20 protein-coding genes and 1 pseudogene are annotated in these 19,897 nt (G+C 55.1%); 17 read left to right on the top strand and 4 right to left on the bottom strand.

Features of this window, described 5'->3' with window-relative positions:
• The first annotated feature begins 4 nt into the window (after positions 1-4).
• Entirely contained in the window at positions 5-1,156 is a 1,152-nt protein-coding gene (locus ACIQW9_RS11680) for a helix-turn-helix transcriptional regulator (RefSeq protein WP_402336889.1), read from the top strand.
• A gap of 59 nt (positions 1,157-1,215) precedes the next feature.
• Here the strand turns inward: ACIQW9_RS11680 and ACIQW9_RS11685 are convergent, their stop codons facing one another.
• The 3 genes and pseudogenes from ACIQW9_RS11685 to ACIQW9_RS11695 all read right to left on the bottom strand — a co-directional run bounded on the left by ACIQW9_RS11685 (position 1,216) and on the right by ACIQW9_RS11695 (position 2,941).
• Positions 1,216-1,791: an outer membrane protein gene (locus ACIQW9_RS11685; protein WP_402336892.1), complete on the bottom strand. Its 576-nt coding sequence runs from the start codon at positions 1,789-1,791 to the stop codon at positions 1,216-1,218.
• 178 nt (positions 1,792-1,969) lie between these two features.
• A pseudogene (locus ACIQW9_RS11690) lies at positions 1,970-2,122 on the bottom strand (phosphoribosylaminoimidazolesuccinocarboxamide synthase); the annotation flags it as partial.
• A gap of 75 nt (positions 2,123-2,197) precedes the next feature.
• On the bottom strand, positions 2,198-2,941 hold the full coding sequence (locus tag ACIQW9_RS11695) for a GntR family transcriptional regulator (RefSeq protein ID WP_402336894.1): 744 nt from the start codon (positions 2,939-2,941) through the stop codon (positions 2,198-2,200).
• Positions 2,942-3,178: 237 nt separating this feature from the next.
• On the opposite strand from ACIQW9_RS11695, the gene ACIQW9_RS11700 reads away from it, so the two are divergent.
• The 8 genes from ACIQW9_RS11700 (at position 3,179) to ACIQW9_RS11735 (ending at position 9,715) form a co-directional block, all read left to right on the top strand.
• Positions 3,179-3,916, top strand: coding sequence for a sulfite exporter TauE/SafE family protein (locus ACIQW9_RS11700; protein WP_402336897.1), 738 nt, complete (start codon positions 3,179-3,181; stop codon positions 3,914-3,916).
• Positions 3,917-4,006: 90 nt separating this feature from the next.
• Positions 4,007-5,020, top strand: a complete 1,014-nt coding sequence (locus ACIQW9_RS11705) for an ABC transporter substrate-binding protein (protein WP_402336899.1) — start codon at positions 4,007-4,009, stop codon at positions 5,018-5,020.
• Positions 5,021-5,049: 29 nt separating this feature from the next.
• On the top strand, positions 5,050-5,766 hold the full coding sequence (locus tag ACIQW9_RS11710) for a succinate dehydrogenase/fumarate reductase iron-sulfur subunit (protein ID WP_402336901.1): 717 nt from the start codon (positions 5,050-5,052) through the stop codon (positions 5,764-5,766).
• Positions 5,763-6,110 carry a succinate dehydrogenase gene (locus ACIQW9_RS11715; RefSeq protein ID WP_402336904.1) on the top strand — a complete coding sequence of 116 codons (348 nt, stop codon included), beginning with the start codon at positions 5,763-5,765 and terminating at the stop codon, positions 6,108-6,110. The genes ACIQW9_RS11710 and ACIQW9_RS11715 overlap by 4 nt, the downstream gene beginning before the upstream one ends.
• The gene (gene sdhC, locus ACIQW9_RS11720; protein WP_402336907.1) at positions 6,107-6,463 is read left to right on the top strand and encodes a succinate dehydrogenase, cytochrome b556 subunit; all 357 of its coding nucleotides are present in this window, start codon (positions 6,107-6,109) and stop codon (positions 6,461-6,463) included. Before ACIQW9_RS11715 ends, sdhC begins: the two co-directional genes overlap by 4 nt.
• 20 nt (positions 6,464-6,483) lie before the next feature.
• Positions 6,484-7,359, top strand: coding sequence for a fumarate hydratase (locus tag ACIQW9_RS11725; RefSeq protein WP_402336910.1), 876 nt, complete (start codon positions 6,484-6,486; stop codon positions 7,357-7,359).
• Positions 7,360-7,361: 2 nt separating this feature from the next.
• Entirely contained in the window at positions 7,362-7,976 is a 615-nt protein-coding gene (locus ACIQW9_RS11730) for a fumarate hydratase C-terminal domain-containing protein (RefSeq protein WP_402336913.1), read from the top strand.
• Positions 7,973-9,715, top strand: a complete 1,743-nt coding sequence (locus ACIQW9_RS11735) for an L-aspartate oxidase (RefSeq protein ID WP_402336916.1) — start codon at positions 7,973-7,975, stop codon at positions 9,713-9,715. Before ACIQW9_RS11730 ends, ACIQW9_RS11735 begins: the two co-directional genes overlap by 4 nt.
• 57 nt (positions 9,716-9,772) lie before the next feature.
• Here the strand turns inward: ACIQW9_RS11735 and ACIQW9_RS11740 are convergent, their stop codons facing one another.
• Positions 9,773-10,519 (bottom strand): GntR family transcriptional regulator, encoded by a 747-nt coding sequence (locus ACIQW9_RS11740; RefSeq protein WP_402336919.1) that lies wholly within the window; start codon positions 10,517-10,519, stop codon positions 9,773-9,775.
• A 203-nt stretch (positions 10,520-10,722) separates the two neighbouring features.
• Between ACIQW9_RS11740 and ACIQW9_RS11745 the strand changes: the two genes are divergently transcribed.
• The 8 genes from ACIQW9_RS11745 to ACIQW9_RS11780 all read left to right on the top strand — a co-directional run bounded on the left by ACIQW9_RS11745 (position 10,723) and on the right by ACIQW9_RS11780 (position 19,859).
• On the top strand, positions 10,723-11,004 hold the full coding sequence (locus ACIQW9_RS11745) for a UxaA family hydrolase (RefSeq protein ID WP_011872692.1): 282 nt from the start codon (positions 10,723-10,725) through the stop codon (positions 11,002-11,004).
• 123 nt (positions 11,005-11,127) lie between these two features.
• A complete protein-coding gene (locus ACIQW9_RS11750) occupies positions 11,128-12,297 on the top strand; it encodes a UxaA family hydrolase (protein ID WP_011872693.1) in 1,170 nt (389 codons plus the stop codon).
• 178 nt (positions 12,298-12,475) lie between these two features.
• A complete protein-coding gene (locus tag ACIQW9_RS11755; protein ID WP_402336923.1) occupies positions 12,476-13,264 on the top strand; it encodes an ABC transporter ATP-binding protein in 789 nt (262 codons plus the stop codon).
• Complete coding sequence (locus tag ACIQW9_RS11760) at positions 13,257-14,183, top strand: ABC transporter permease (RefSeq protein ID WP_011872695.1); 927 nt, start codon at positions 13,257-13,259, stop codon at positions 14,181-14,183. The genes ACIQW9_RS11755 and ACIQW9_RS11760 overlap by 8 nt, the downstream gene beginning before the upstream one ends.
• Positions 14,150-15,133 (top strand): hydroxyacid dehydrogenase, encoded by a 984-nt coding sequence (locus ACIQW9_RS11765; protein WP_402336927.1) that lies wholly within the window; start codon positions 14,150-14,152, stop codon positions 15,131-15,133. Before ACIQW9_RS11760 ends, ACIQW9_RS11765 begins: the two co-directional genes overlap by 34 nt.
• Before the next feature lie 102 nt (positions 15,134-15,235).
• Complete coding sequence (locus ACIQW9_RS11770) at positions 15,236-16,246, top strand: Ldh family oxidoreductase (protein ID WP_402336929.1); 1,011 nt, start codon at positions 15,236-15,238, stop codon at positions 16,244-16,246.
• Complete coding sequence (locus ACIQW9_RS11775) at positions 16,243-19,131, top strand: molybdopterin oxidoreductase family protein (protein ID WP_402336932.1); 2,889 nt, start codon at positions 16,243-16,245, stop codon at positions 19,129-19,131. Before ACIQW9_RS11770 ends, ACIQW9_RS11775 begins: the two co-directional genes overlap by 4 nt.
• Positions 19,128-19,859: a 4Fe-4S dicluster domain-containing protein gene (locus ACIQW9_RS11780; RefSeq protein WP_402336935.1), complete on the top strand. Its 732-nt coding sequence runs from the start codon at positions 19,128-19,130 to the stop codon at positions 19,857-19,859. Before ACIQW9_RS11775 ends, ACIQW9_RS11780 begins: the two co-directional genes overlap by 4 nt.
• The last annotated feature ends 38 nt before the right edge of the window (positions 19,860-19,897 follow it).

Here is a 19,897-nt window from a genome sequence, read left to right on the forward strand (position 1 = left end):
TAATATGACGAAACCGCTCAACTACGATTTGCTTGGCCATCTTTACGATGGTGTCATGGCACCAACCGGCTTTCAACTTTTTATCGAAGAACTTGTAGAAGTCTTTAATTTGAAAGCGGTCACCATGGTGATACGCCATGTCGAAACGCAAGAAGTAAAAAGCCTTTGGCTAGCCGGCATTAGCAGGCAATGGGTAGAAAGTTACTCTCTTGATTACGCACGTGACGATGTCCTGGCACAGCACATCATGACAGCGCCCATTGCGAATTTCTACGCCAGTAATCTGGATGCCTCGCTTCCCGCCAGCTTTTCCGGAACCCGTTTTTATACTGAATGGCTGGCACCACAAGACATTGCTTTTGCTGCAGGTGCCGTTGTTCTGCAAGAGGGACCGTGGGTCACGCAATTGATACTGCAGCGCGCGTCCAATCATCCGCCATTTGCACGAGAGGAGATGACGCACCTCAATCAACTCGTGCCACATTTGCAACGCGCCATTCAGATGCGGCAACGATTCGCCGATCTGCAGCTGGATCAGCATTTTCTGGCAGGTGGTCTGGATATGCTGGCGATGCCGACATTTTTGTTCGATGAATATGCCAAGGTGACGCATCACAACCGTAGCGCCGCCAATCTGCTGACGGATCGCACACTCTGGCTTGAAGAAGGGCATTTACAGGCAAAAGATAGTGGCATGACACGCAGGCTCGGGTTGGAGATATCAAAATCGATCGCAGCAAGCCGAAGCAAAGAAGGCGATTTGAACAGCGTGGTCCTGTTACCGCGTAACGATAAATTGCCATTGATGCTAATGATCGCACCCTTGCTACTGACGGGAACGCCACGCACGCATGGTGCTGCTTTGATGTTTGCCTTTGATCCAGAAGCAACGCCAAGCGTCACGCTTGATCTGGTGCGGCGATTATTCAAACTGTCGAGCGCTGAAGCCGAGCTGTCCATCGCGCTGTGCATAGGCAAGACGCTGGACGAAATTGCGATCGAACGCGGCACATCGATACATACCGTCAAAAGTCAGCTCAAAAGCATTTTTCTTAAAACTGGTACCAAGCGACAACCAGAATTGGTATCCATGCTGTTAGCCAGTCCTGCATTTTTCATTGCGCAAAAGCAGATAGGCCAAACTTCAGGCGCGTAAATATCACGCCAGAAATAATAAAAGCCTGCTTACGCAGGCTTTTATTTGAGGAAATACAATTAGAACTTGTAACGCAGACCGATGGAAAGCAGATTCGCTTTCAAGTCCACGCCATCTTCTTTCAATACTTTGCCAAAATCTTCATACTCCGCAACCAAAGCAAGGTTTTTCGTGAAATTATAAGCAGCACCAATACCTATCAATGCGGTCGTACGATTCTTGGAACTGTTTTCGCTATCGCCGGTAGTATCTTCGAAATGTATTTTTGTGCGATTGAAAGACACACCCAGTTTGGCAAACAAGGAGAACTGCTCGTTCAACGGCAAAGTACCTGTTGCTGCCAGATAGAATGAACGCGGCTTGGCACTGATCGTACTGGTAACACCGGCATTAGTGACTGAGGCAGACCCTTTTCCAAAATCCACATACCCGCCTTCAACGCCGAAGTTCTGATTAAATCCATAACCACCGTACAGTTTGTACCCGGTTGTATGGTCTTTCAACGAGCCTTCTGCAATAGAGACTTTTTGTTCCGCACGGCCAACGTTGACACCCACATACGCGCCTTCGGCATATGCGGCCAATGGCACGGTCAAAGCAGTTCCGAGTAGCGCGAGCAATAACTGTTTTTTCATTTTCCAATTCCCTATTTGAGATGAATTACCGTGGTAATTACTGAGCGCATCCTCTCGTTTTGACGAGGAGCAGACAATCCCTCAAATGGATGATGTTGCGAAATGAATACAGCGTAGATGTGGCTGTTAACGCGTTACTTTTCCGTTAAAACCACGATCAACTGCGTAAAAAATCAGTTCAAAGTTTTACGATATTCTCGGCTGTTTTTTCGATGACATCGGATGGCGCCAACGGTGCCGGAGCCGTTTTATTCCACGGCCGACCATCGATCCGAATGGTTTCCAGATAATTACGAATGAATCGCTTGCCAAAGGATGGCGGATTGCTCCCTGCCACTTCGCTGTACAAGCGAATACCAATGTCGCGCATCTGTGCTGCCCCAACATCAGGGCTCTTACACAACAACTAAGAATAATGCGCAGCCTGCGCCATATATTCATGATGTCCCGTATTGATATGCGAAATGCGCCACTCGACCGGCTGGTCGTCATATGAATAAGCCACGCGCCGCACCTCCAGCAAGGGCGCACCTATCTCCAGATGCAACAGATCAGCATAGCGCGCATCGGCACTGACCGCGCGCAGACGCTCTTCAATACGAATAATACTGATGCCGAAGCGCACCTGGTACAGACTGTACAAGGTGTTCGGGCGATTACGCAGCACTGCTTCCGTAAGACCGACGAACAACAAATCCGGCACCGTGATGTCATCGACGATCACCGGCGCGCCTTGCAGGCTCAGGACATTGGTAAATTCATACACCTTGCTGCCAGGCTGGCGCAGCTTTTGCGCCGCAAGCGTACCTGCTTTCTTTTTGGCGAAAGCAATCAGCTCCAAATGCGGGTAGTTTTTGGTGCCGTCATGGTTAGCCACGTTGAAAAAACGGAACATTTGCTGTTCGCGGTTGTGCATGGAGACAAAAGTGCCGCGACCTTGATGTCGAATCAGGATGTTTTCAGCAACCAGCTCGTCAATCGCCTTGCGTAGGGTGCCGATCGACACGGAAAACAATTCACATAATTTTTTCTCGGCCGGAATCGCTTCGCCGGGCTTCCACTCGCCTCCCGCAAGCGCGCGCAGCACACGACGTTTGACCTCTTTGTAGAGGGTTGTTCCTACGGTAGTGGAGTGATCAAATTCAAGCATATTTGTCAATTGTCTCGAGGTTGAGCTGTGAGCAGATCTGCTGTGCGGCGCACAAAAAAATTCTTGTGTGGAATTGATCATAGCACCGGAAAGATGAAAGTGATACATGTCATATAGTTGACATTGATGATTATGCGGTCTACAGTCGTGCGCAATATGTGGGCGAGGAGCTTGCCGGTAATTGCCGGCAGCTGATTGATCAATCAATGTCAATATCGGTGCCAGCGAACTTATTTGATGACTTCTCAATTCGGCGTAGTGTTGTTTGGCGCGATGCTGGCGGCGATCGTGTCGGGCAGCAGCGGTTTTGCCTTTGGGCTGATTGCTTCGGCGGTCTGGCTGCATGTATTGGCACCAAGCCAGGTTGTACCTCTGGTAGTCGCCTGTTCGCTTTTGGTCAATCTGGTGATGGTGTGGCAGCTGCGCGGCGCGATCAAATTGAATCTGCTGTGGCCGTTCTTGCTGGGCGCAATGGTTGGCGTACCGATAGGTGTAGCCGCACTGCATAGCCTGGACGGAAAAATGGTGCGGCAAGGTGTGGGCGCACTACTGATTGCTTATAGTACATACATGTTTTTGCAGCCGAAGATGCCGGTGATTCGTCTGGCTGCACTCAGCGGCAAGATTGCCGATGGCGCAGTCGGCATGCTGGGTGGTTTCATGGGGGGCGCCACCAGCCTCAATGGCGTATTCCCAACCCTGTGGTGCGGCTTGCGCGGCTGGAGCAAGTCGGAGCAACGCGGCGTGTTCCAGCCTTATATTTTGATCGTGCACGCTGTAACGCTGGCATGGATGGGAGGTGCCGGCGAACTCAACCGGCAAACCGGCATAGATATTTTGCTGTGCGTGCCGGCCTTGTTGATAGGTAGCTGGCTGGGGCTGCGTTTGTTTCATCACGTCAGCGAAAAGGGATTCCGGAAATTGATGCTCGGTTTGTTCTTCCTGTCCGGATTGGCTTTGGTAGTTTCTCGATGAAAGGTTGTTCTGCAGTTACGCGATAGTCCATTAGAAAAAAACTTAACGATTCAGTTTTTGTTTCAAATAAATCAAAAACGAGGAGATGTCATGAAATTTCGCACATTCAGTTTACGCGCGCTAATTGGTTCATGTTTTTTAATGGGGGCGATCGCTAACGTTTCCGCCGAGGTCAACAAAATCGGTATCGCGCAGCAGTACGGCATCAGTTACCTGCCGCTCATGATTATGGAAGAGAACAAACTGCTGGAGAAGGAAGCAAAGGAAGCGGGCTTGGGTGACGTCACCGTGCAATGGGCCAAGTTTGCCGGCGGTAACGTCATGAACGATGCGCTGTTGTCCGGCGACCTGCAATTTGCTTCCGGCGGACTGGGGCCATTCATTACCTTGTGGGCCAAGACCAAGGACAACATCGGCGTCAGGGCAGTCGCCGCCATGAACTCCATGCCGCTCTTACTCAATACCCGCAATCCTGATATCAAGACGCTCAAAGATTTTACCGAAAAAGACAAGATTGCATTGCCAGCGGTAAAAGTATCGATTCAGGCGATCACACTGCAAATGGCCGCTGAGAAGGCATTCGGGCCAGGGCAAGAGAATCGTCTCGACAAATTCACAGTAACGCAATCTCATCCTGATGGCATGGCAGCCATGCTGTCCGGCAGCAGCGAAATCAATAGTCACTTTACTTCACCGCCCTTCCAATACACGGAACTGGATAGACCCGGCATCCGTACGGTAGTCAATTCGTATGAGGTCACCGGCGGACCGCACACCTTTAACGTGGTGTGGGCCAGCAAAAAATTCGTTGATGCGAATCCCAAAACCTATGCCGCATTTCTGAAGGCATTCGATTCATCGATTGCGATGATCAACAAGGACAAGCGGGCGGCAGCGGAATTTTATATTCGTGTGAGCAAGTCCAAAGAGAGCGTGGAATCGATCGAGAAAATGCTCAACGATCCGAATATCGAATTCACTACAACACCGAAAAACACCATGAAATATGCTGATTTCATGTACCGGATCGGGATGGTCAAAGTGAAGCCTGCATCGTGGAAAGACATGTTCTTCCCGAATATGTACAACCTGCCTGGCAGCTGATCCATCACTCTCACCCAAACGGAATTCAGATGACGACAAGTCTCAAGGTCAAGGTCTGGCGCGGCAAGCAGGATGGCGCTTTTGTCAGCTATGAGGTACCACGGCGGGAGAGTCAGACCGTGCTGGATGTAGTGACCTACATCCAGCGCCATCTGGATAGCACACTGAGCTATCGCTTCTCCTGCCGGGTCGGGATGTGCGGTTCATGCGCGATGACCGTCAATGGCGTCGCGCGCTGGACCTGCCGCACGCACGTGTCGAAAGTGGCCAGCAATGGTGAACTGGAAATCGCGCCACTGTCTAACCTGCCGGTGGTGAAAGATCTGGCTACCGACATGAGCGAATTTTTCGATAAATGGGCGCGCGGCAAAGGCCAGTTCAAAGGCACGCGCACGCGCCATGAAGAATTCGCGAACGTCGATCCGGCATCCAAGGCGCGCGTGGCGGCCAGCGCCGGGATCGAGTGCATCGGTTGCGGTGTCTGTTACGCCTCATGCGATGTGGTGACGTGGCGCCCGGCCTTCCTCGGCCCCGCAGCACTGAATCGTGCCTGGACTTTGGTCAATGATGTACGCGATGCCAATCAGGAAGAACGACTGCGTGCCGTCGCAGGCGATTCTGGTTGCCATGCCTGTCATACGCAAGGTTCATGTACGCAACGTTGCCCGAAACAGATCGCACCGACGGCTGGTATTGCAGGGCTGAAACTGCTTGCAGCACGTGCAGCACTGCGAGGGAAACTATGAGCAGCATCGCAGCGCAACAGGCACGTGCGTGGTACGTGCAACGCATCAGCGCAATGGTGTTGGCACTCTGCGTGATCGTGCATATCGGCATCATCATGTATGCCGTGCGTGGCGGCTTGAGTGGCAGCGAAATTCTGGAACGCACACGCGGCAGTTTGGCATTCGGCTTGTTCTACAGCGTCTTTGTACTTGCTTGTGCCGCACACGTACCGGTCGGGCTGGCCAACATCGCACAGGAATGGCTGGGCTGGGATGCTGGTCGCTCGCGCATGCTGTCGCTCTTGGCCGGACTGTTGATTCTGCTGATGGGATGGTGTGCGGTATATGGAGTAACACTGTCATGAAGCGTACCAACGATTACCGCGCCAGATCACATCCGGCTTACTGGGCTTTTCTCGTACATCGTTTGTCGGGACTGATACTGGCCCTGTTCCTGCCGCTGCACTTCCTGGCGCTCAGCCAGGCGATACGCGGCGAAGCTGAACTCAATGCATTCATACGCCTTGCCGATCAACCCTTGTTCAAGTTCGGCGAATGGGGCCTGGTTGTGCTGCTATCGCTGCACATGATGGGAGGCCTGCGCTTGCTGCTAATCGAGTTTCGCGACTGGAGCGGAACCCGCAACAATTGGATAGCCGCGGCACTTGGCGTCGGCCTGGCAACCGGATTGGCATTTGCACTTGCCCTTATTAGTTAATACAGACAGGAACGGACACCGTGAAAATCGACCTGAAAATAGTTGAAGAGACGGCCAAGGAGTTGTATATCCGCGCCCTCAAAATTCTTCCACCCGACATCAAGAGTGGTTTATCGGAGCTGGTAAAACATGAGACGGCACCCAGCGCAAAAAACATACTGGCGACGATGGTCACCAATATCAGCGTCGCTGAAGCACAAGACAATCTACTGTGCCAGGACACCGGCGTGCCGATTTACAAGATCACCATCGGCAGCGGCGTTGAAGTCGATGGCTATGCATTGAAGCAGGCCATACGCACCGGTTGCGAACGCGCCACGCGCGAACATCCGCTGCGCTCCTCCGTCGTGCATCCGCTGACGCGCAAAAATGAACATACATCGTGCGGCATAGAAATCCCTGCAATCAGCATCGATTTTTCGCCTACGCCGAATGTAATGACGATACTCATGATTCCGAAAGGCAGCGGCTCAGAAAACAATTCCTTCCTGAAGATGGCAATCCCGGCAGAAGGCATAGACGCGATCAAGAAATTCACCGTCGATTGCGTGCTGGCAGCGGGCGGCAAAACCTGCCCACCAACGATAGTCGGCGTCGGCATAGGCGGCACTTCCGAGTTGTGCGTGGCGCTGGCTAAGCGTGCATCCACACGCGCGCTAGGCACGCACTGCGCCGACCCGGCAGGCGCGGAGCTGGAACAGCAATTGTCCGCAGCGATAAACGGCCTGGGCGTAGGGCCGCAAGGGTTGGGCGGCGATTCCACTGCATTTGCGGTGCATATAGAACTGGCGGCGACGCACATCACGATGAATCCGGTCGCGGTCAATATGCAATGTCATTCCGCGCGACGGGCGACGGCAACCTTCACGCCAGCCGGCGTGGCTTTCGGATTCTGATCATGGCCCATTACGAACTCAGCACGCCAGTGAGCGAAGCGCAGATCCGACAATTGCGCATCAACGATACGGTGACCTTGCAGCAAACGCTGTTCGGCATACGCGACGCCACCCAGATCCACATGTTCGATCGCGGCCGCACTACCCGCTTCGATCTGAACGGTCATGCGGTGATACATACAGCACCGAATGTGAAAAAGGTCGAGCCCAGCGACGCTTATCCGGCGGGCTACCAACCGATCTGCATAGGTACTACCACCTCGGATCGCATGGAGCGTTTCACACGACCACTGATGACCAAGAATGGCGTACGCATCATCATCGGCAAAGGCGGCATGCGTGAAGATTCGCTGGCTGCATTCGGCGAACTGGGCGGTGTGTATCTGGCCATCGTCGGTGGCACGGCGGCATTGGAAACCACCTGGATTACGCAAATTGAAGATGTCGATCTGGACGATCTGAATCCAGAGTCGTTATGGAAATTCCGCATCGCCAATTTCGGTCCCTTGCTGGTGGCGATGGATAGCCATGGTGGCAGCCTGTACAACGACATCAACAAGGGTATGCAAGCGCGCCGCGCAGAAGTACTGGCCAGCCTTGGAGTGAAAAGCACATGAGCACCAACACCAGCATCAAGCGCGTGGTAACTGACATTCTGGTTCTGGGCTCAGGTGGTGCCGGCCTGTTTGCCGCATTGCATGCGCATCAGGCCAATCCTGAACTATCGATCACGGTGGCGGTAAAGGGCTTGCTAGGCAAGTCCGGCTGTACGCGCATGGTGCAAGGTGGCTACAACGTTGCACTGGCCGAAGGCGATTCGATCGAGCGACATTTCATGGACACCATCGAAGGCGGAAAATGGCTGTCCGATCAGGATCTGGCATGGACACTGGTCACCAAGGCGATCGAACGCATCCATGAACTGGAAAACGAACTCGGCTGCTTCTTTGATCGCAATCCGGACGGCACCGTGCATCAGAAAGCCTTCGCTGGTCAGACTTTCGACCGCACCGTACATAAAGGCGATCTGACCGGAATCGAAATCATGAACCGGCTGGCCGAACAAATCTGGCATCGCGGGATCGCGCGGCTGGAAGAACATCGCGCAGTGGAATTGATCAAGACCGCAGACGGCAAATCGCTGGCCGGCGTGCTGATGATAGACATGCGTTGCGGTGAGTTTGTCTTCGTGCAGGCCAAGGCCGTGTTGCTGGCGACCGGCGGCGGCCCGACCATGTATAAGTTCCACACACCGTCTGGCGAAAAAAGCTGCGACGGCCTGGCCATGGCTTTACGCGCCGGATTACCGTTGCGCGATATGGAGATGGTGCAATTCCATCCGACCGGATTGCTGGCCGGACCAGATACTCGCATGACAGGCACCGTGCTGGAAGAAGGCTTGCGCGGTGCCGGCGGCTATTTGCTCAATGGCTTGAAAGAGCGCTTCATGCAGAACTACGATCCGCGCAAGGAACGGGCCACGCGCGATATCGTATCGCGCTCGATTTATTCCGAAATGCGCGCCGGGCGCACTACGCCGAATGGTGGCGTGTACATCCAGATGGCGCACTTGGGACCAGAAAAAGTACGCGTGCAATTCAAGGGCATGGTCGAGCGTTGTGCCGATTGCGGATTTGATCTCGCCGGTGATCTGGTGGAAGTAGTGCCGACTGCACATTACATGATGGGGGGTGTGATCTTCCGGCCTGATTGCACGACTGCATTGCATGGCTTGTTTGCCGCCGGCGAAGATACTGGCGGCGTGCATGGTGCGAATCGTCTGGGCGGCAATGGTGTGGCCAACTCCACCGTGTTTGGCGGCATCGCTGGCGAATCGATGGCGGCATGGCTGGTCGACAACAATGAATTGCGCGAACCCGATATCACCGCAATCGAACAAAGCATCGCGGCGCATCGCACACCATTCGGCAATCCGATCGGCAATCTGCAAGCCTTGCGTGAAGCGCTGTACGAATGCATGTGGGAAGACGTCGGCATCTTGCGCACCGCAGAAGGTTTGCAGCGCGGGATTGCCAAACTGGCTGAATTGGATCGCGAGTTATTGACTATCGGTGTCGCCGATGACGATCCTGCATTCAATATGACCTGGCACGACTGGATGAATCTGCGTAGCTTGCTGGCAGTCAGCCGAGTAATCGCAACGGCCGCACTGGCACGCGAGGATTCGCGCGGCGCGCATTTCCGCGAAGATGCACCGCAGACGAGTGCATTGGCAACCTCTGCTTATACAGTGGTGAAGCAAGATGGTGATGCGCTGACAGTAACAACGCAGGCAGTAAATTTTGTGCGAGTCAAACCGGGCGAGACATTGATAGTCGAAACAGAAAACGCTTGATAGCTGATGCTGATCGCTTAGTCTTGGATAGACTGCATGCGATCAGCACCGTGACAATTACTGCGCAGTCGGTGCCACGTATTCGTGCTTCTCGGTATTGATATACGAGATGCGCCATTCGATAGGTTGATCGTCGTATGAAAATGCCACGCGCCGTACTTCCAGTATCGGCGCACCAACTTTTATGCCCAGCAAAGCCGCGTGCTTCTCGCTGGCAATGCCTGCACGCAAGCGCTCTTCCGTACGAATGACACTGAGGCCGAAATCAATCTGATACAGGTTGTACAGCGTATTGGGACGGTTGCGTATCTGCGCTTCGCTCAGACTGACAAACAATGGTTCCGGCAAGACAATGTCGTCAACGATCACGGGCTGTTCTTGCAGGTACAAAAGATTGGTAAACGCAAATACCTTGCTCGTCGCCGGCAACAGCAGCTTTTCCGCCGCAAGCTTATCGGCACGACGCTTGGCAAATTCGACCAGCGATAGTTGCGGGTAAGTCTTGTTGCCTGAGTGATCGGTCACATTAAAGAAGCGAAACATCTGCTGCGCACGATTGTGCTGCGCCACGTAAGTACCCCGCCCCTGATGCCGAATTAGTATGTTTTCCGCAACCAGCTCGTCTATCGCCTTGCGCAAGGTGCCGATCGATACCGAAAACCGCTCGCACAGTTTTTTTTCCGCAGGAATCGCTTCACCCGGCTTCCACTCACCGGCGGCCAGCGCGCGCAATACCTGTTTCTGCACTTCTTTGTAGAGCGTGGTTCCGACCGCAGGAATGGAGGCGTTTGCTTTGATATTCATAGGCCGCAACTATAAACCATAACGCTTCCCTTACGCATCACACCTGCGGTACGCAAGGCCTTTATCGACTCCGAAAAAATAAATATAAGTGATATAGGTCATATAGTTGACTTGAGCGAAAAGTAGTCATAGTATCGATGCATTCGATCTCAGGCCAGCAGATGCCTTCGAATACGCAAACCCAAATTTAAAGGAGCGACAAAATGATTCATGTTGTTTTGCATGACGCTAAGGACACCGTGGCAGTTGCGGTAGTCGAAGGCATTAAGGCCGGCACCGATCTGACTGCTTGGATCATGGACGATGACCGCACTGTCAGCATCAAGGCACTCCAGGACATCCCGATGGGACACAAGATCGCGATGAAACCGATGGCCGTCGGCGACACCGTTTTCAAATACGGCGTCGATATCGGCAAGGTTGTGGCTGCGGCAAAGGCAGGCGAACACGCGCATGTCCACAACATCAAAACCAAACGCTGGTAGAGGTTCCGAATAAATCCCTTGCGCGATGCATCTCAGACCACGCGCGGTGATTTCTTCGCAACCAGACACGGCGCATGCCAAATCAGAACAAACATCCATCTCAACTGAGTTCCAGAGGCCCAAATGATCACTAAAGACAGCACTTTCCTTGGTTACCGTCGTGAAAACGGTCGCGTCGGCGTTCGCAATCACGTCATCATCCTGCCGCTCGACGATTTATCGAACGCCGCATGTGAAGCCGTCGCCAACAACATCAAAGGGACCATGGCGATCCCGCATCCTTATGGTCGCCTGCAATTCGGCGCCGATCTCGATCTGCATTTCCGCACATTGATCGGCACCGGCTCCAACCCGAACGTCGCAGCGGTCGTCGTGATCGGGATCGAAGACAGCTGGACCAAGAAAATCGTCGACGGCATTGCCGCAACGGGCAAACCCGTCGTGGGCTTCGGCATCGAAGGCCACGGTGATCACGAAACCATCATGAATGCGTCGAAGAAGGCGCGTGAATTCATGCAGTGGGCGTCCGAGAAAAAGCGTGAGGAATGCCATATCAAGGAATTGTGGGTGTCGACCAAATGCGGTGAAAGCGACACCACTTCCGGTTGCGGCGCCAACCCGACTGTCGGTGCCGCATTCGACAAGCTGCATGCGCTGGGCTCAACCCTGGTGTTCGGCGAGACGTCCGAAATTACCGGCGGCGAAAGCATCCTGGCCGCACGTTGTGCCAATGATGAAGTACGCAAGCAGTTCATGTTCATGTTCGATCGCTATCAGGACATGATCAATCGCCACAAGACCTCGGATCTGTCTGACTCGCAGCCAACCAAGGGCAATATCGCCGGCGGCTTGACCACCATCGAAGAAAAAGCGATGGGCAATATTCAGAAGATCGGCAAGAAGTGCACCGTCGACGGCGTGATCGACAAGGCGGAAATGCCTACGCATTCCGGCCTCTGGTTCATGGATTCCTCCTCTGCCGCAGCCGAAATGGTCACGCTGTGCGCGGCTTCCGGTTTCGTCGTGCATTTCTTCCCGACCGGCCAGGGTAACGTCATCGGCAACCCTATCCTGCCGGTCATCAAGATCTGCGCCAACCCACGCACCGTGCGTTTGATGAGTGAGCATATCGATCTCGATTGCTCAGGTTTGCTGCAGCGCGAATTGACGCTGGAACAGACTGGTGACAAATTGCTGGAGATGATGATCAGTACAGCAAATGGCCGCCTCACCGATGCCGAAGTTCTCGGCCATCGTGAATTCGTCCTGACGCGTTTGTACGAAAGCGCCTGATCCATCAAACCAGCGGCCCGCTATGCAGCGGGCCGCTCCGTCCTACTGAAAAGGAGAGTAGTTCCAAAAGGAGATCAACGGAGCAGTCGCAAAGACGCCCGTAACAATCAGGCCGGAAAGCCACCCGTAAAGTCGACACAGAGCGGCCTGAGCGGGACGATTACATAGAGGACAGACAATGAACGGATTGCCACAGCCCCTGCTGGATGTCAGAGGGGTCACACTGCAATACAAGACCAAGGAGCACCTTGTCACGGCCACTTATCGGGTCGATTTCAAGGTATATAAATCGGATCGATTTGTCTTGCTCGGCCCGTCTGGCTGCGGAAAATCGACTCTGCTCAAGGCTGTAGGTGGCTACATGATGCCTACCGAAGGCGAAATGCGGCTGCACGACAAGGTCATCACCAAACCCTGGTACGACCGCATGATGGTATTTCAGGAATTCGATCAGCTGCCTCCATGGAAAACCGTCAAGCAGAACGTGATGTTTCCCTTATTGGCGAGTGGAAAGCTCAAAGGCAAGGAAGCGGAAGACAAGGCGATGTATTACATCGAGAAGGTCAACCTGTCGAAGTTTGCCGATCACTATCCGCACATGCTGTCCGGCGGCATGAAACAACGTGTCGCCATCGCACGCGGCATGGCGATGGAACCGGACATCCTGCTCATGGATGAACCCTATGCTGCGCTCGATGCACTGACGCGCAAGAAGATGCAGGATGAACTGCTGCAGCTCTGGGATGACACCCATTTCACTGTGTTGTTCGTCACGCATTCGATCGCCGAAGCAGTCAAGATCGGCAACCGCATTCTGCTGTTGTCGCCGCATCCGGGCCAGGTCACTGCAGAACTCAATAGCACCGGCGAAGATACCGTCGATGCCGATGGCAACTGCCTGACTGAAAAAATCAACAAGATGCTGTTTGCCGAACCGGTCGAACCAGAAGAGGTCAACCATGTCTGACGTATCCAGCCTCCATCGCCCGGCACCTCCGCCGCCGCAACCCGGCGTCGTGGTGCGCCTTAATGTCGAACGTCCGGAATACTACGCAAACCGGGCACCGAGTACCGAATTCGGCGTCGTGCAAAAGCCGCTGACCTCATGGGAAAAGTTGCACAACAACAGCGGTGCCCGCAAGATCGGCATCCTGGTGCTGCTGGCAGTGATCTGGGAAGTCTATGCCAGGATGTTGAATAACACCCTGCTGTTCCCGACGTTTTCATCGGTGGTCGAAGCACTGGTTGAGGGCGTTATCTCCGGCGGCCTGCTCGGTAAAGTCTGGTTTTCAATCAAGATACTGTTGATGGGATATGGCGCCGGACTGGTGCTGGCAGCATTGCTGACCGTATTTGCGATTACTTCGCGCATCGGTCGCGACTTCCTCGAAACACTGACTTCGATGTTCAATCCGCTGCCTGCCATCGCGCTGTTGCCTTTGTCCCTGCTGTGGTTCGGCCTGGGTACCGGCAGCCTGGTATTCGTGCTGATTCACTCGGTGGTATGGGCAGTGGCCTTGAATACGCATTCCGGCTTTCAATCAGTCAGCACCACCTTGCGCATGGTCGGCCATAACTATGGCTTGAGCGGCTTGCGCTATGTGTTCCAGATTCTGATCCCTGCCGCGTTTCCGAGCATACTCACCGGCCTCAAGATAGGCTGGGCCTTTGCCTGGCGTACGCTGATCGCGGCCGAACTGGTGTTTGGCGTGAGTTCCGGTAGCGGCGGTTTGGGCTGGTTCATTTACGAGAACAAGAACCAGCTGGAAATTCCAAGCGTGTTTGCCGGCTTGCTGACCGTGATCATGATCGGCCTGTTCGTGGAAAACTTTATTTTCCGCACCATCGAACAATGCACGGTGCAAAAGTGGGGGATGCAAAATTGAACGCGCCACATGAAGGAGGGTCGCGGATAGTCATTACGGAATTCATGGATGACACCGCCGTGGCGCTGCTGGCAAGCACATTCGAAACGACCTACAAACCAGCCTTGGTTGATGACCGCCCGGCACTGCTCGCAATGCTGGGCAATGTGGACGCACTGATCGTACGCAACCGGACCAAGGTCGACATCGCATTGCTGGATGCGGCACCGACGCTGCGCGTGGTCGGACGATTGGGCGTCGGTCTGGACAATATCGATGTGGATGCCTGCAAGGCACGCGGTATAGACGTGTTTCCGGCGACCGGCGCCAATGCCGGCGCAGTTGCCGAATACGTGATCGGCACTGCAATGGCATTACTGCGCGAAGCCTATACGCGCAGTGCCGAAACCGCTGCCGGCACATGGCCGCGTACTGCCTTGTCCAACGGCCGCGAAATTGCCGGCAAGACGCTGGGGCTGATCGGCTTTGGCGGTATTGGTCAACTCACCGCACGTTTGGCGCAGGCGCTGGGCGTCACCGTGATTGCGCACGACCCGCTGCTGGCTCCCGATGCAGCGATATGGCAGCAATCCGGCGTCGCCTGCAAACAGCTGCATGAGGTGCTGGAGCAAGCCGACATCGTGTCATTGCATATTCCATTGACGACCAATACCCGCAATCTGATTGGTGCCGATGCATTGGCAAGGATGAAGCCGGATGCGGTGTTGATCAATACTTCGCGCGGCGAAATCGTGGACGAGGCGGCATTGGCCCAGGCATTGCATTCCGGGAATCTGGGCGGAGCGGCAATCGATGTCTTTGCACAGGAGCCGCTGGCGCCTGGAAATGCATTAGCCAATGCGCCGCGAGTCATTCTGACACCGCACATCGCCGGCGTAACGACTGAGTCGAATACGCGCGTCAGCGCGCTGATCGCGCAACGCGTAGCGGCATATTTGCAGAAAAAATGATGTTGTTGTGATGTTGCGCCACGGCCAGGCGTCGTGGCGTATTTCGCACTTTGTTCCCAGCTTGCTTTTCAGCTTGCCTCTCAACCTGTTTCAGGGAGTTTTATGGCCTTGGTTACGATAGATGAATTAACGTCCCTTACCATGCTCGCACTTGAGAAAGCCGGTGCCAGCCTGTCAGCCGCCAAAGCTGCAGCACGCGCGCTGGTAGCGGCAGATGCACAGGGATTGGCCTCGCATGGCGTGTCGCGCGTGCCACAGTACACAACGTTTTTACGCAATGGTCGCAGCTCCACCACGGCGATACCCAAGATCGTGCACTCCAAGGGCGGCGCGTGTCTGATCGATGCGCAATCCGGCATGGCGTACGAAGCATGTGCACTGGCGATCCAGACTGCGACTGCACGCGCACGTGAATTCGGTATCAGTTGCGTCGGCGTCACCAACAGCAATCACTTCGGTGCCGCTGCCGTACATCTGGAGCCATTGGGTCGCGCCGGTCTGGTCGGACTGGCATTCAGCAATTCACCTGCAGCCATGCCTGCGTGGGGTGGCAAGACACCTTTATTCGGCACCAATCCCATCGCCGCAATTTTTCCGCGCCGCGATGCCGAACCGCTGGTTATCGACCTTGCCTTGAGCGAAGCCGCCCGCGGCAAGATCATGCTCGCGGCAAAAGACGGCAAGCCGATTCCGCTCGGCTGGGCGGTCGACAAAGATGGCAAGCCAACCACCGATGCCAAGGCGGCGCTGGCCGGCAGTATGTTGCCGGCAGGTGGCGTAAAAGGCGCGATGATTGCATTGACGGTGGAACTGTTGGCGATAGCCTTGACGGGTTCAGCTTTCGGTTTCGAAGCCGATTCATTTTTCTCCGATGAAGGTAATCAACCGCGTCTGGGCCAGTTGTTCCTGGCCATCGATCCGGGTGCATTGGCCGGTTCCGATGTCTATTTCAGTCGCATCGAAACCTTGCTGGGCATGATGCTGCAGGACGATGGCGTGCGCCTGCCGGGAGAACGCCGCCATGGCCTCGCCGTCAAAGCAGCGCAACACGGCATTGAAATTCCCGATGCCTTGCACGCGCAGATAGTCGCGCTGGCAGGCCGCCTGTCATGACAAGCCCCGACCAGACAGGTACGACTGAAGTCAAATGTACGACCTGTTATATGTGCGCGTGCCGCTGCGGCGTGCGCGTCCATCTGCGCGATGGAGAAGTCCGCTACATCGATGGCAATCCGGATCACCCTTTGAACCAGGGTGTGATCTGCGCCAAGGGCGCCTCAGGTGCGATGAAACAATATTCACCGGCGCGCCTGAGCAAACCCTTGTTGCGCAAACCCGGTGCGGAACGCGGCGCAGCCGAGTTCACCGAAATTTCATGGGAAGAAGCCTTCACGATACTGACTGAACGGCTGGCGAAAATCCGTTCCACCGACCCACGCAAATTTGCGCTCTTCACTGGCCGCGATCAGATGCAGGCCTTGACCGGCCTGTTTGCGCGACAATTCGGCACACCCAATTACGCAGCACACGGCGGCTTCTGTTCGGTCAATATGGCCGCCGGCATGATCTACACCATAGGCGGCTCGTTCTGGGAATTCGGCGGCCCCGATCTCGACCGCGCCAAGCTCTTCATCATGCTCGGCACTGCGGAAGACCATCACTCCAACCCGATGAAAATCGCCTTGTCGAAGTTCAAGCGCAACGGCGGAAAATTCATTTCGATCAATCCTATCCGCACCGGTTATTCCGCGATTGCCGATGAATGGGTACCGATCAAACCCGGCACCGATGGCGCATTATTGCTGGCGCTGATCCACGAAATCATTGCGCTCGGCTTATATGATCGCGAATTTCTGGTGCGCTATACGAATGCCGGTCAACTCATCAATCAGGATGCGCAAAGCGACGACTTCGGCCTGTTTGTCGAAGATGAGACAACAGAAGTCGTCAATCCGATGTTCCCGCAAAACAAACTGTGGTGGGATCGCCTGACAAAAGAACCGGTACCGACGCACACCGACGGTGCCGATCCGTATCTGTTCGGCACCTTCACGTTGCCGGACGGTACGGCAGTGGCACCGGCCTTCGAACTACTCAAGGAACGCGTTAAACGCTACACGCCCGAATGGGCGGCCGGTGTAACCGGCATCTCGGCGGCATGCATACGCCGTCTGGCCAATGAAATGGGCGTGATCGCACGCGACCAAAAGATAGAGTTGCAAATCCCGTGGACCGACAGCTGGGGTCGCGAACACAAGACGGTAACCGGCAATCCGGTTGCCTTCCATGCAATGCGCGGACTGGCGGCGCATTCCAACGGTTTTCAGACCACGCGCGCACTGGCGATTCTGATGTCGCTGCTGGGCACCATAGACAGACCGGGCGGCTTCCGCCACAAGGCACCCTTCCCGCGTGCCATTCCGCCTAGCGCCAAACCGCCGAACAGCCCGGCGGCAGTCCAGCCGGATACGCCATTGGGTGGCTTGCCTTTGGGCTGGCCGGGCGATCCCAACGATCTGTTCGTCGACGATGCCGGCGAGCCGGTGCGTATCGACAAAGGCTTTTCGTGGGAGCACCCGCTCTCGGTACATGGCCTGATGCACAACGTCATCACCAATGCCTGGCGCGGCGATCCGTATCCGATCGATACGTTGCTGATCTTCATGGCCAATATGGCGTGGAACTCCAGCATGAACACCAGCGAAGTGCGTCAGATGTTGAACGACAAGGACGACAAGGGCGAATACAAGATCCCTTTCCTGGTGGTGTGCGATGCCTTCCAGTCGGAGACTACTGCGTTCGCTGATCTGATACTGCCGGATACGACTTATCTGGAGCGACATGACGTCATGTCCATGCTGGACCGGCCGATTTCGGAATTCGATGGTCCGGTAGATGCCGTGCGTATTCCGGTTCTGCCGCCGACCGGCGACTGCAAGCCCTTCCAGGAAGTGCTGATCGAACTAGGTGGACGACTCAAGCTGCCCGCCTTTACCAAACCGGATGGCAGCCGCAAGTTCCGCGATTACCCGGACTTCATTGTCAACTATGAAACCGAGCCCGGCTCCGGCATCGGCTTCCTGGCGGGCTGGCGCGGCCTCGGCGGCGAAAAATCGATGAAGGGCGAACCCAATCCCAAGCAGTGGGAGATGTATGCCAAGAACGGTTGCGTGTTCCATCACAAGATGCCGCCGTCCTACAGCTATATGCGCAACTGGAACAAAGGCTATATGGAGTGGGCGCAACGCATGCGCATCCGCCGCTTTGCCGATCCTATCCTGATTCATATCTATTCAGATGTGATGCAAAAATTTCGCCTCGCCGCACAAGGCAAGCGCCCCGGCAAGCAGCCGCCGGAACGCCTGCGCGCGCGCATCGAAACCTACTTCGATCCGCTGCCGTTTTACTACGAGCCACTGGAAGTACAAAGCGGCGACACCGCCAAATATCCGCTCAACGCCGTGACGCAACGACCAATGGCGATGTATCACTCGTGGGATTCGCAGAATGCGTGGTTGCGCCAGATCCATACGCACAACTATTTATTCGTCAATCCATTGCTGGCGCAGACCAGCGGCATCGCTGACGGCGGCTGGATGTGGGTCGAATCGATGTGGGGCAAGGTGCGTTGCATGTGTCGCTACAGCGAAGCGGTAGAACCCGGCACGGTCTGGACCTGGAATGCGATCGGCAAAGCGGCTGGTGCCTGGCATCTCGAAAGCGGCGCCAACGAATCGCAAAAAGGCTTCCTGCTGAATCATCTGATTTCAGAAGAATTGCCGGCTGCAGCCGATGGCACCCGCCTGTCGAATTCCGATCCGGTCACAGGACAAGCCGGCTGGTATGACGTACGGGTGCGCATCTATCCGGCCGGTGCAGATGAACCGAAACAGACCTGGCCGCAATTCGCCACCATGCCGGCGTTACCAGGCACCAGCACCATCAAAAAAGTCTGGATGGCCTACAAAGCGGGTAGCGGCCGGGGAGAAAACAAATGACGCAAATGGCGCTGGTGATAGACCTCAACGTTTGCGTAGGCTGCCAGGCTTGCGTAACCAGTTGCAAATCGTGGAATACCTCGGGCATCGCCGGCACGCTGGCCGATGACCGCCCGTATGGCGAAGATCCGACCGGCACCTTCTTCAACCGCGTACAGACTTACGAAGTAGGACGCTTTCCGGCGACCGACACTGTGCATTTCCCTAAATCATGTCTGCATTGCGAAGAGCCGCCGTGCGTGCCGGTATGTCCGACCGGCGCCAGCTACAAACGTGAAAGTGATGGCCTCGTACTGGTCGATTACGACAAGTGCATAGGTTGCAATTACTGCGCGTGGGCTTGTCCATATGGCGCGCGTGAGCTGGATGAACACCGCCAGGAAATGAGCAAGTGCACGCTGTGCGCCGATCGCATCGACAACCAATCCTTGCCGCCGCAGGATCGCCAACCGGCGTGCGTGATGGCCTGCCCTACCAGTGCGCGTCTGTTCGGCGACATCCATGACCCGGAATCCATCGTCTCTGTTGCCATCCGCGAACAAGGCGGCTACCAACTGATGCCGGAATGGGGCACCAAGCCATCCAACCATTATCTGCCGCGCCGCAAAGTCGAAATCAAATTGCACGAGGATCAGCTGGAGCGGATCGAAAACCCCTTGCACATCGATGGCAAGCTGCCCAAACCGGGCTTGTATGAACCGTCGCTAGATGACGTCGCCTCCTGGTAAACGTCACCAATAAACACTATCAATCGACAGACAGGATA

The organism is Herminiimonas sp. NPDC097707, from assembly GCF_044761395.1.
GTDB lineage: Bacteria > Pseudomonadota > Gammaproteobacteria > Burkholderiales > Burkholderiaceae_D > Oxalicibacterium.

Excerpts from the sequence above, each read along its gene's own strand:
- ACIQW9_RS11735 (WP_402336916.1), top strand. The coding sequence starts at position 7,973 with ATGAGCACCAACACCAGCATCAAGCGCGTGGTAACTGACATTCTGGTT.
- ACIQW9_RS11685 (WP_402336892.1), bottom strand. The coding sequence starts at position 1,791 with ATGAAAAAACAGTTATTGCTCGCGCTACTCGGAACTGCTTTGACCGTG.
- ACIQW9_RS11780 (WP_402336935.1), top strand. The coding sequence starts at position 19,128 with ATGACGCAAATGGCGCTGGTGATAGACCTCAACGTTTGCGTAGGCTGC.
- ACIQW9_RS11775 (WP_402336932.1), top strand. The coding sequence starts at position 16,243 with ATGACAAGCCCCGACCAGACAGGTACGACTGAAGTCAAATGTACGACC.
- sdhC (WP_402336907.1), top strand. The coding sequence starts at position 6,107 with ATGAAGCGTACCAACGATTACCGCGCCAGATCACATCCGGCTTACTGG.
- ACIQW9_RS11730 (WP_402336913.1), top strand. The coding sequence starts at position 7,362 with ATGGCCCATTACGAACTCAGCACGCCAGTGAGCGAAGCGCAGATCCGA.
- ACIQW9_RS11680 (WP_402336889.1), top strand. The coding sequence starts at position 5 with ATGACGAAACCGCTCAACTACGATTTGCTTGGCCATCTTTACGATGGT.
- ACIQW9_RS11745 (WP_011872692.1), top strand. The coding sequence starts at position 10,723 with ATGATTCATGTTGTTTTGCATGACGCTAAGGACACCGTGGCAGTTGCG.
- ACIQW9_RS11705 (WP_402336899.1), top strand. The coding sequence starts at position 4,007 with ATGAAATTTCGCACATTCAGTTTACGCGCGCTAATTGGTTCATGTTTT.
- ACIQW9_RS11715 (WP_402336904.1), top strand. The coding sequence starts at position 5,763 with ATGAGCAGCATCGCAGCGCAACAGGCACGTGCGTGGTACGTGCAACGC.
- ACIQW9_RS11765 (WP_402336927.1), top strand. The coding sequence starts at position 14,150 with ATGCACGGTGCAAAAGTGGGGGATGCAAAATTGAACGCGCCACATGAA.
- ACIQW9_RS11700 (WP_402336897.1), top strand. The coding sequence starts at position 3,179 with ATGACTTCTCAATTCGGCGTAGTGTTGTTTGGCGCGATGCTGGCGGCG.
- ACIQW9_RS11755 (WP_402336923.1), top strand. The coding sequence starts at position 12,476 with ATGAACGGATTGCCACAGCCCCTGCTGGATGTCAGAGGGGTCACACTG.
- ACIQW9_RS11695 (WP_402336894.1), bottom strand. The coding sequence starts at position 2,941 with ATGCTTGAATTTGATCACTCCACTACCGTAGGAACAACCCTCTACAAA.
- ACIQW9_RS11750 (WP_011872693.1), top strand. The coding sequence starts at position 11,128 with ATGATCACTAAAGACAGCACTTTCCTTGGTTACCGTCGTGAAAACGGT.
- ACIQW9_RS11760 (WP_011872695.1), top strand. The coding sequence starts at position 13,257 with ATGTCTGACGTATCCAGCCTCCATCGCCCGGCACCTCCGCCGCCGCAA.
- ACIQW9_RS11740 (WP_402336919.1), bottom strand. The coding sequence starts at position 10,519 with ATGAATATCAAAGCAAACGCCTCCATTCCTGCGGTCGGAACCACGCTC.
- ACIQW9_RS11770 (WP_402336929.1), top strand. The coding sequence starts at position 15,236 with ATGGCCTTGGTTACGATAGATGAATTAACGTCCCTTACCATGCTCGCA.
- ACIQW9_RS11710 (WP_402336901.1), top strand. The coding sequence starts at position 5,050 with ATGACGACAAGTCTCAAGGTCAAGGTCTGGCGCGGCAAGCAGGATGGC.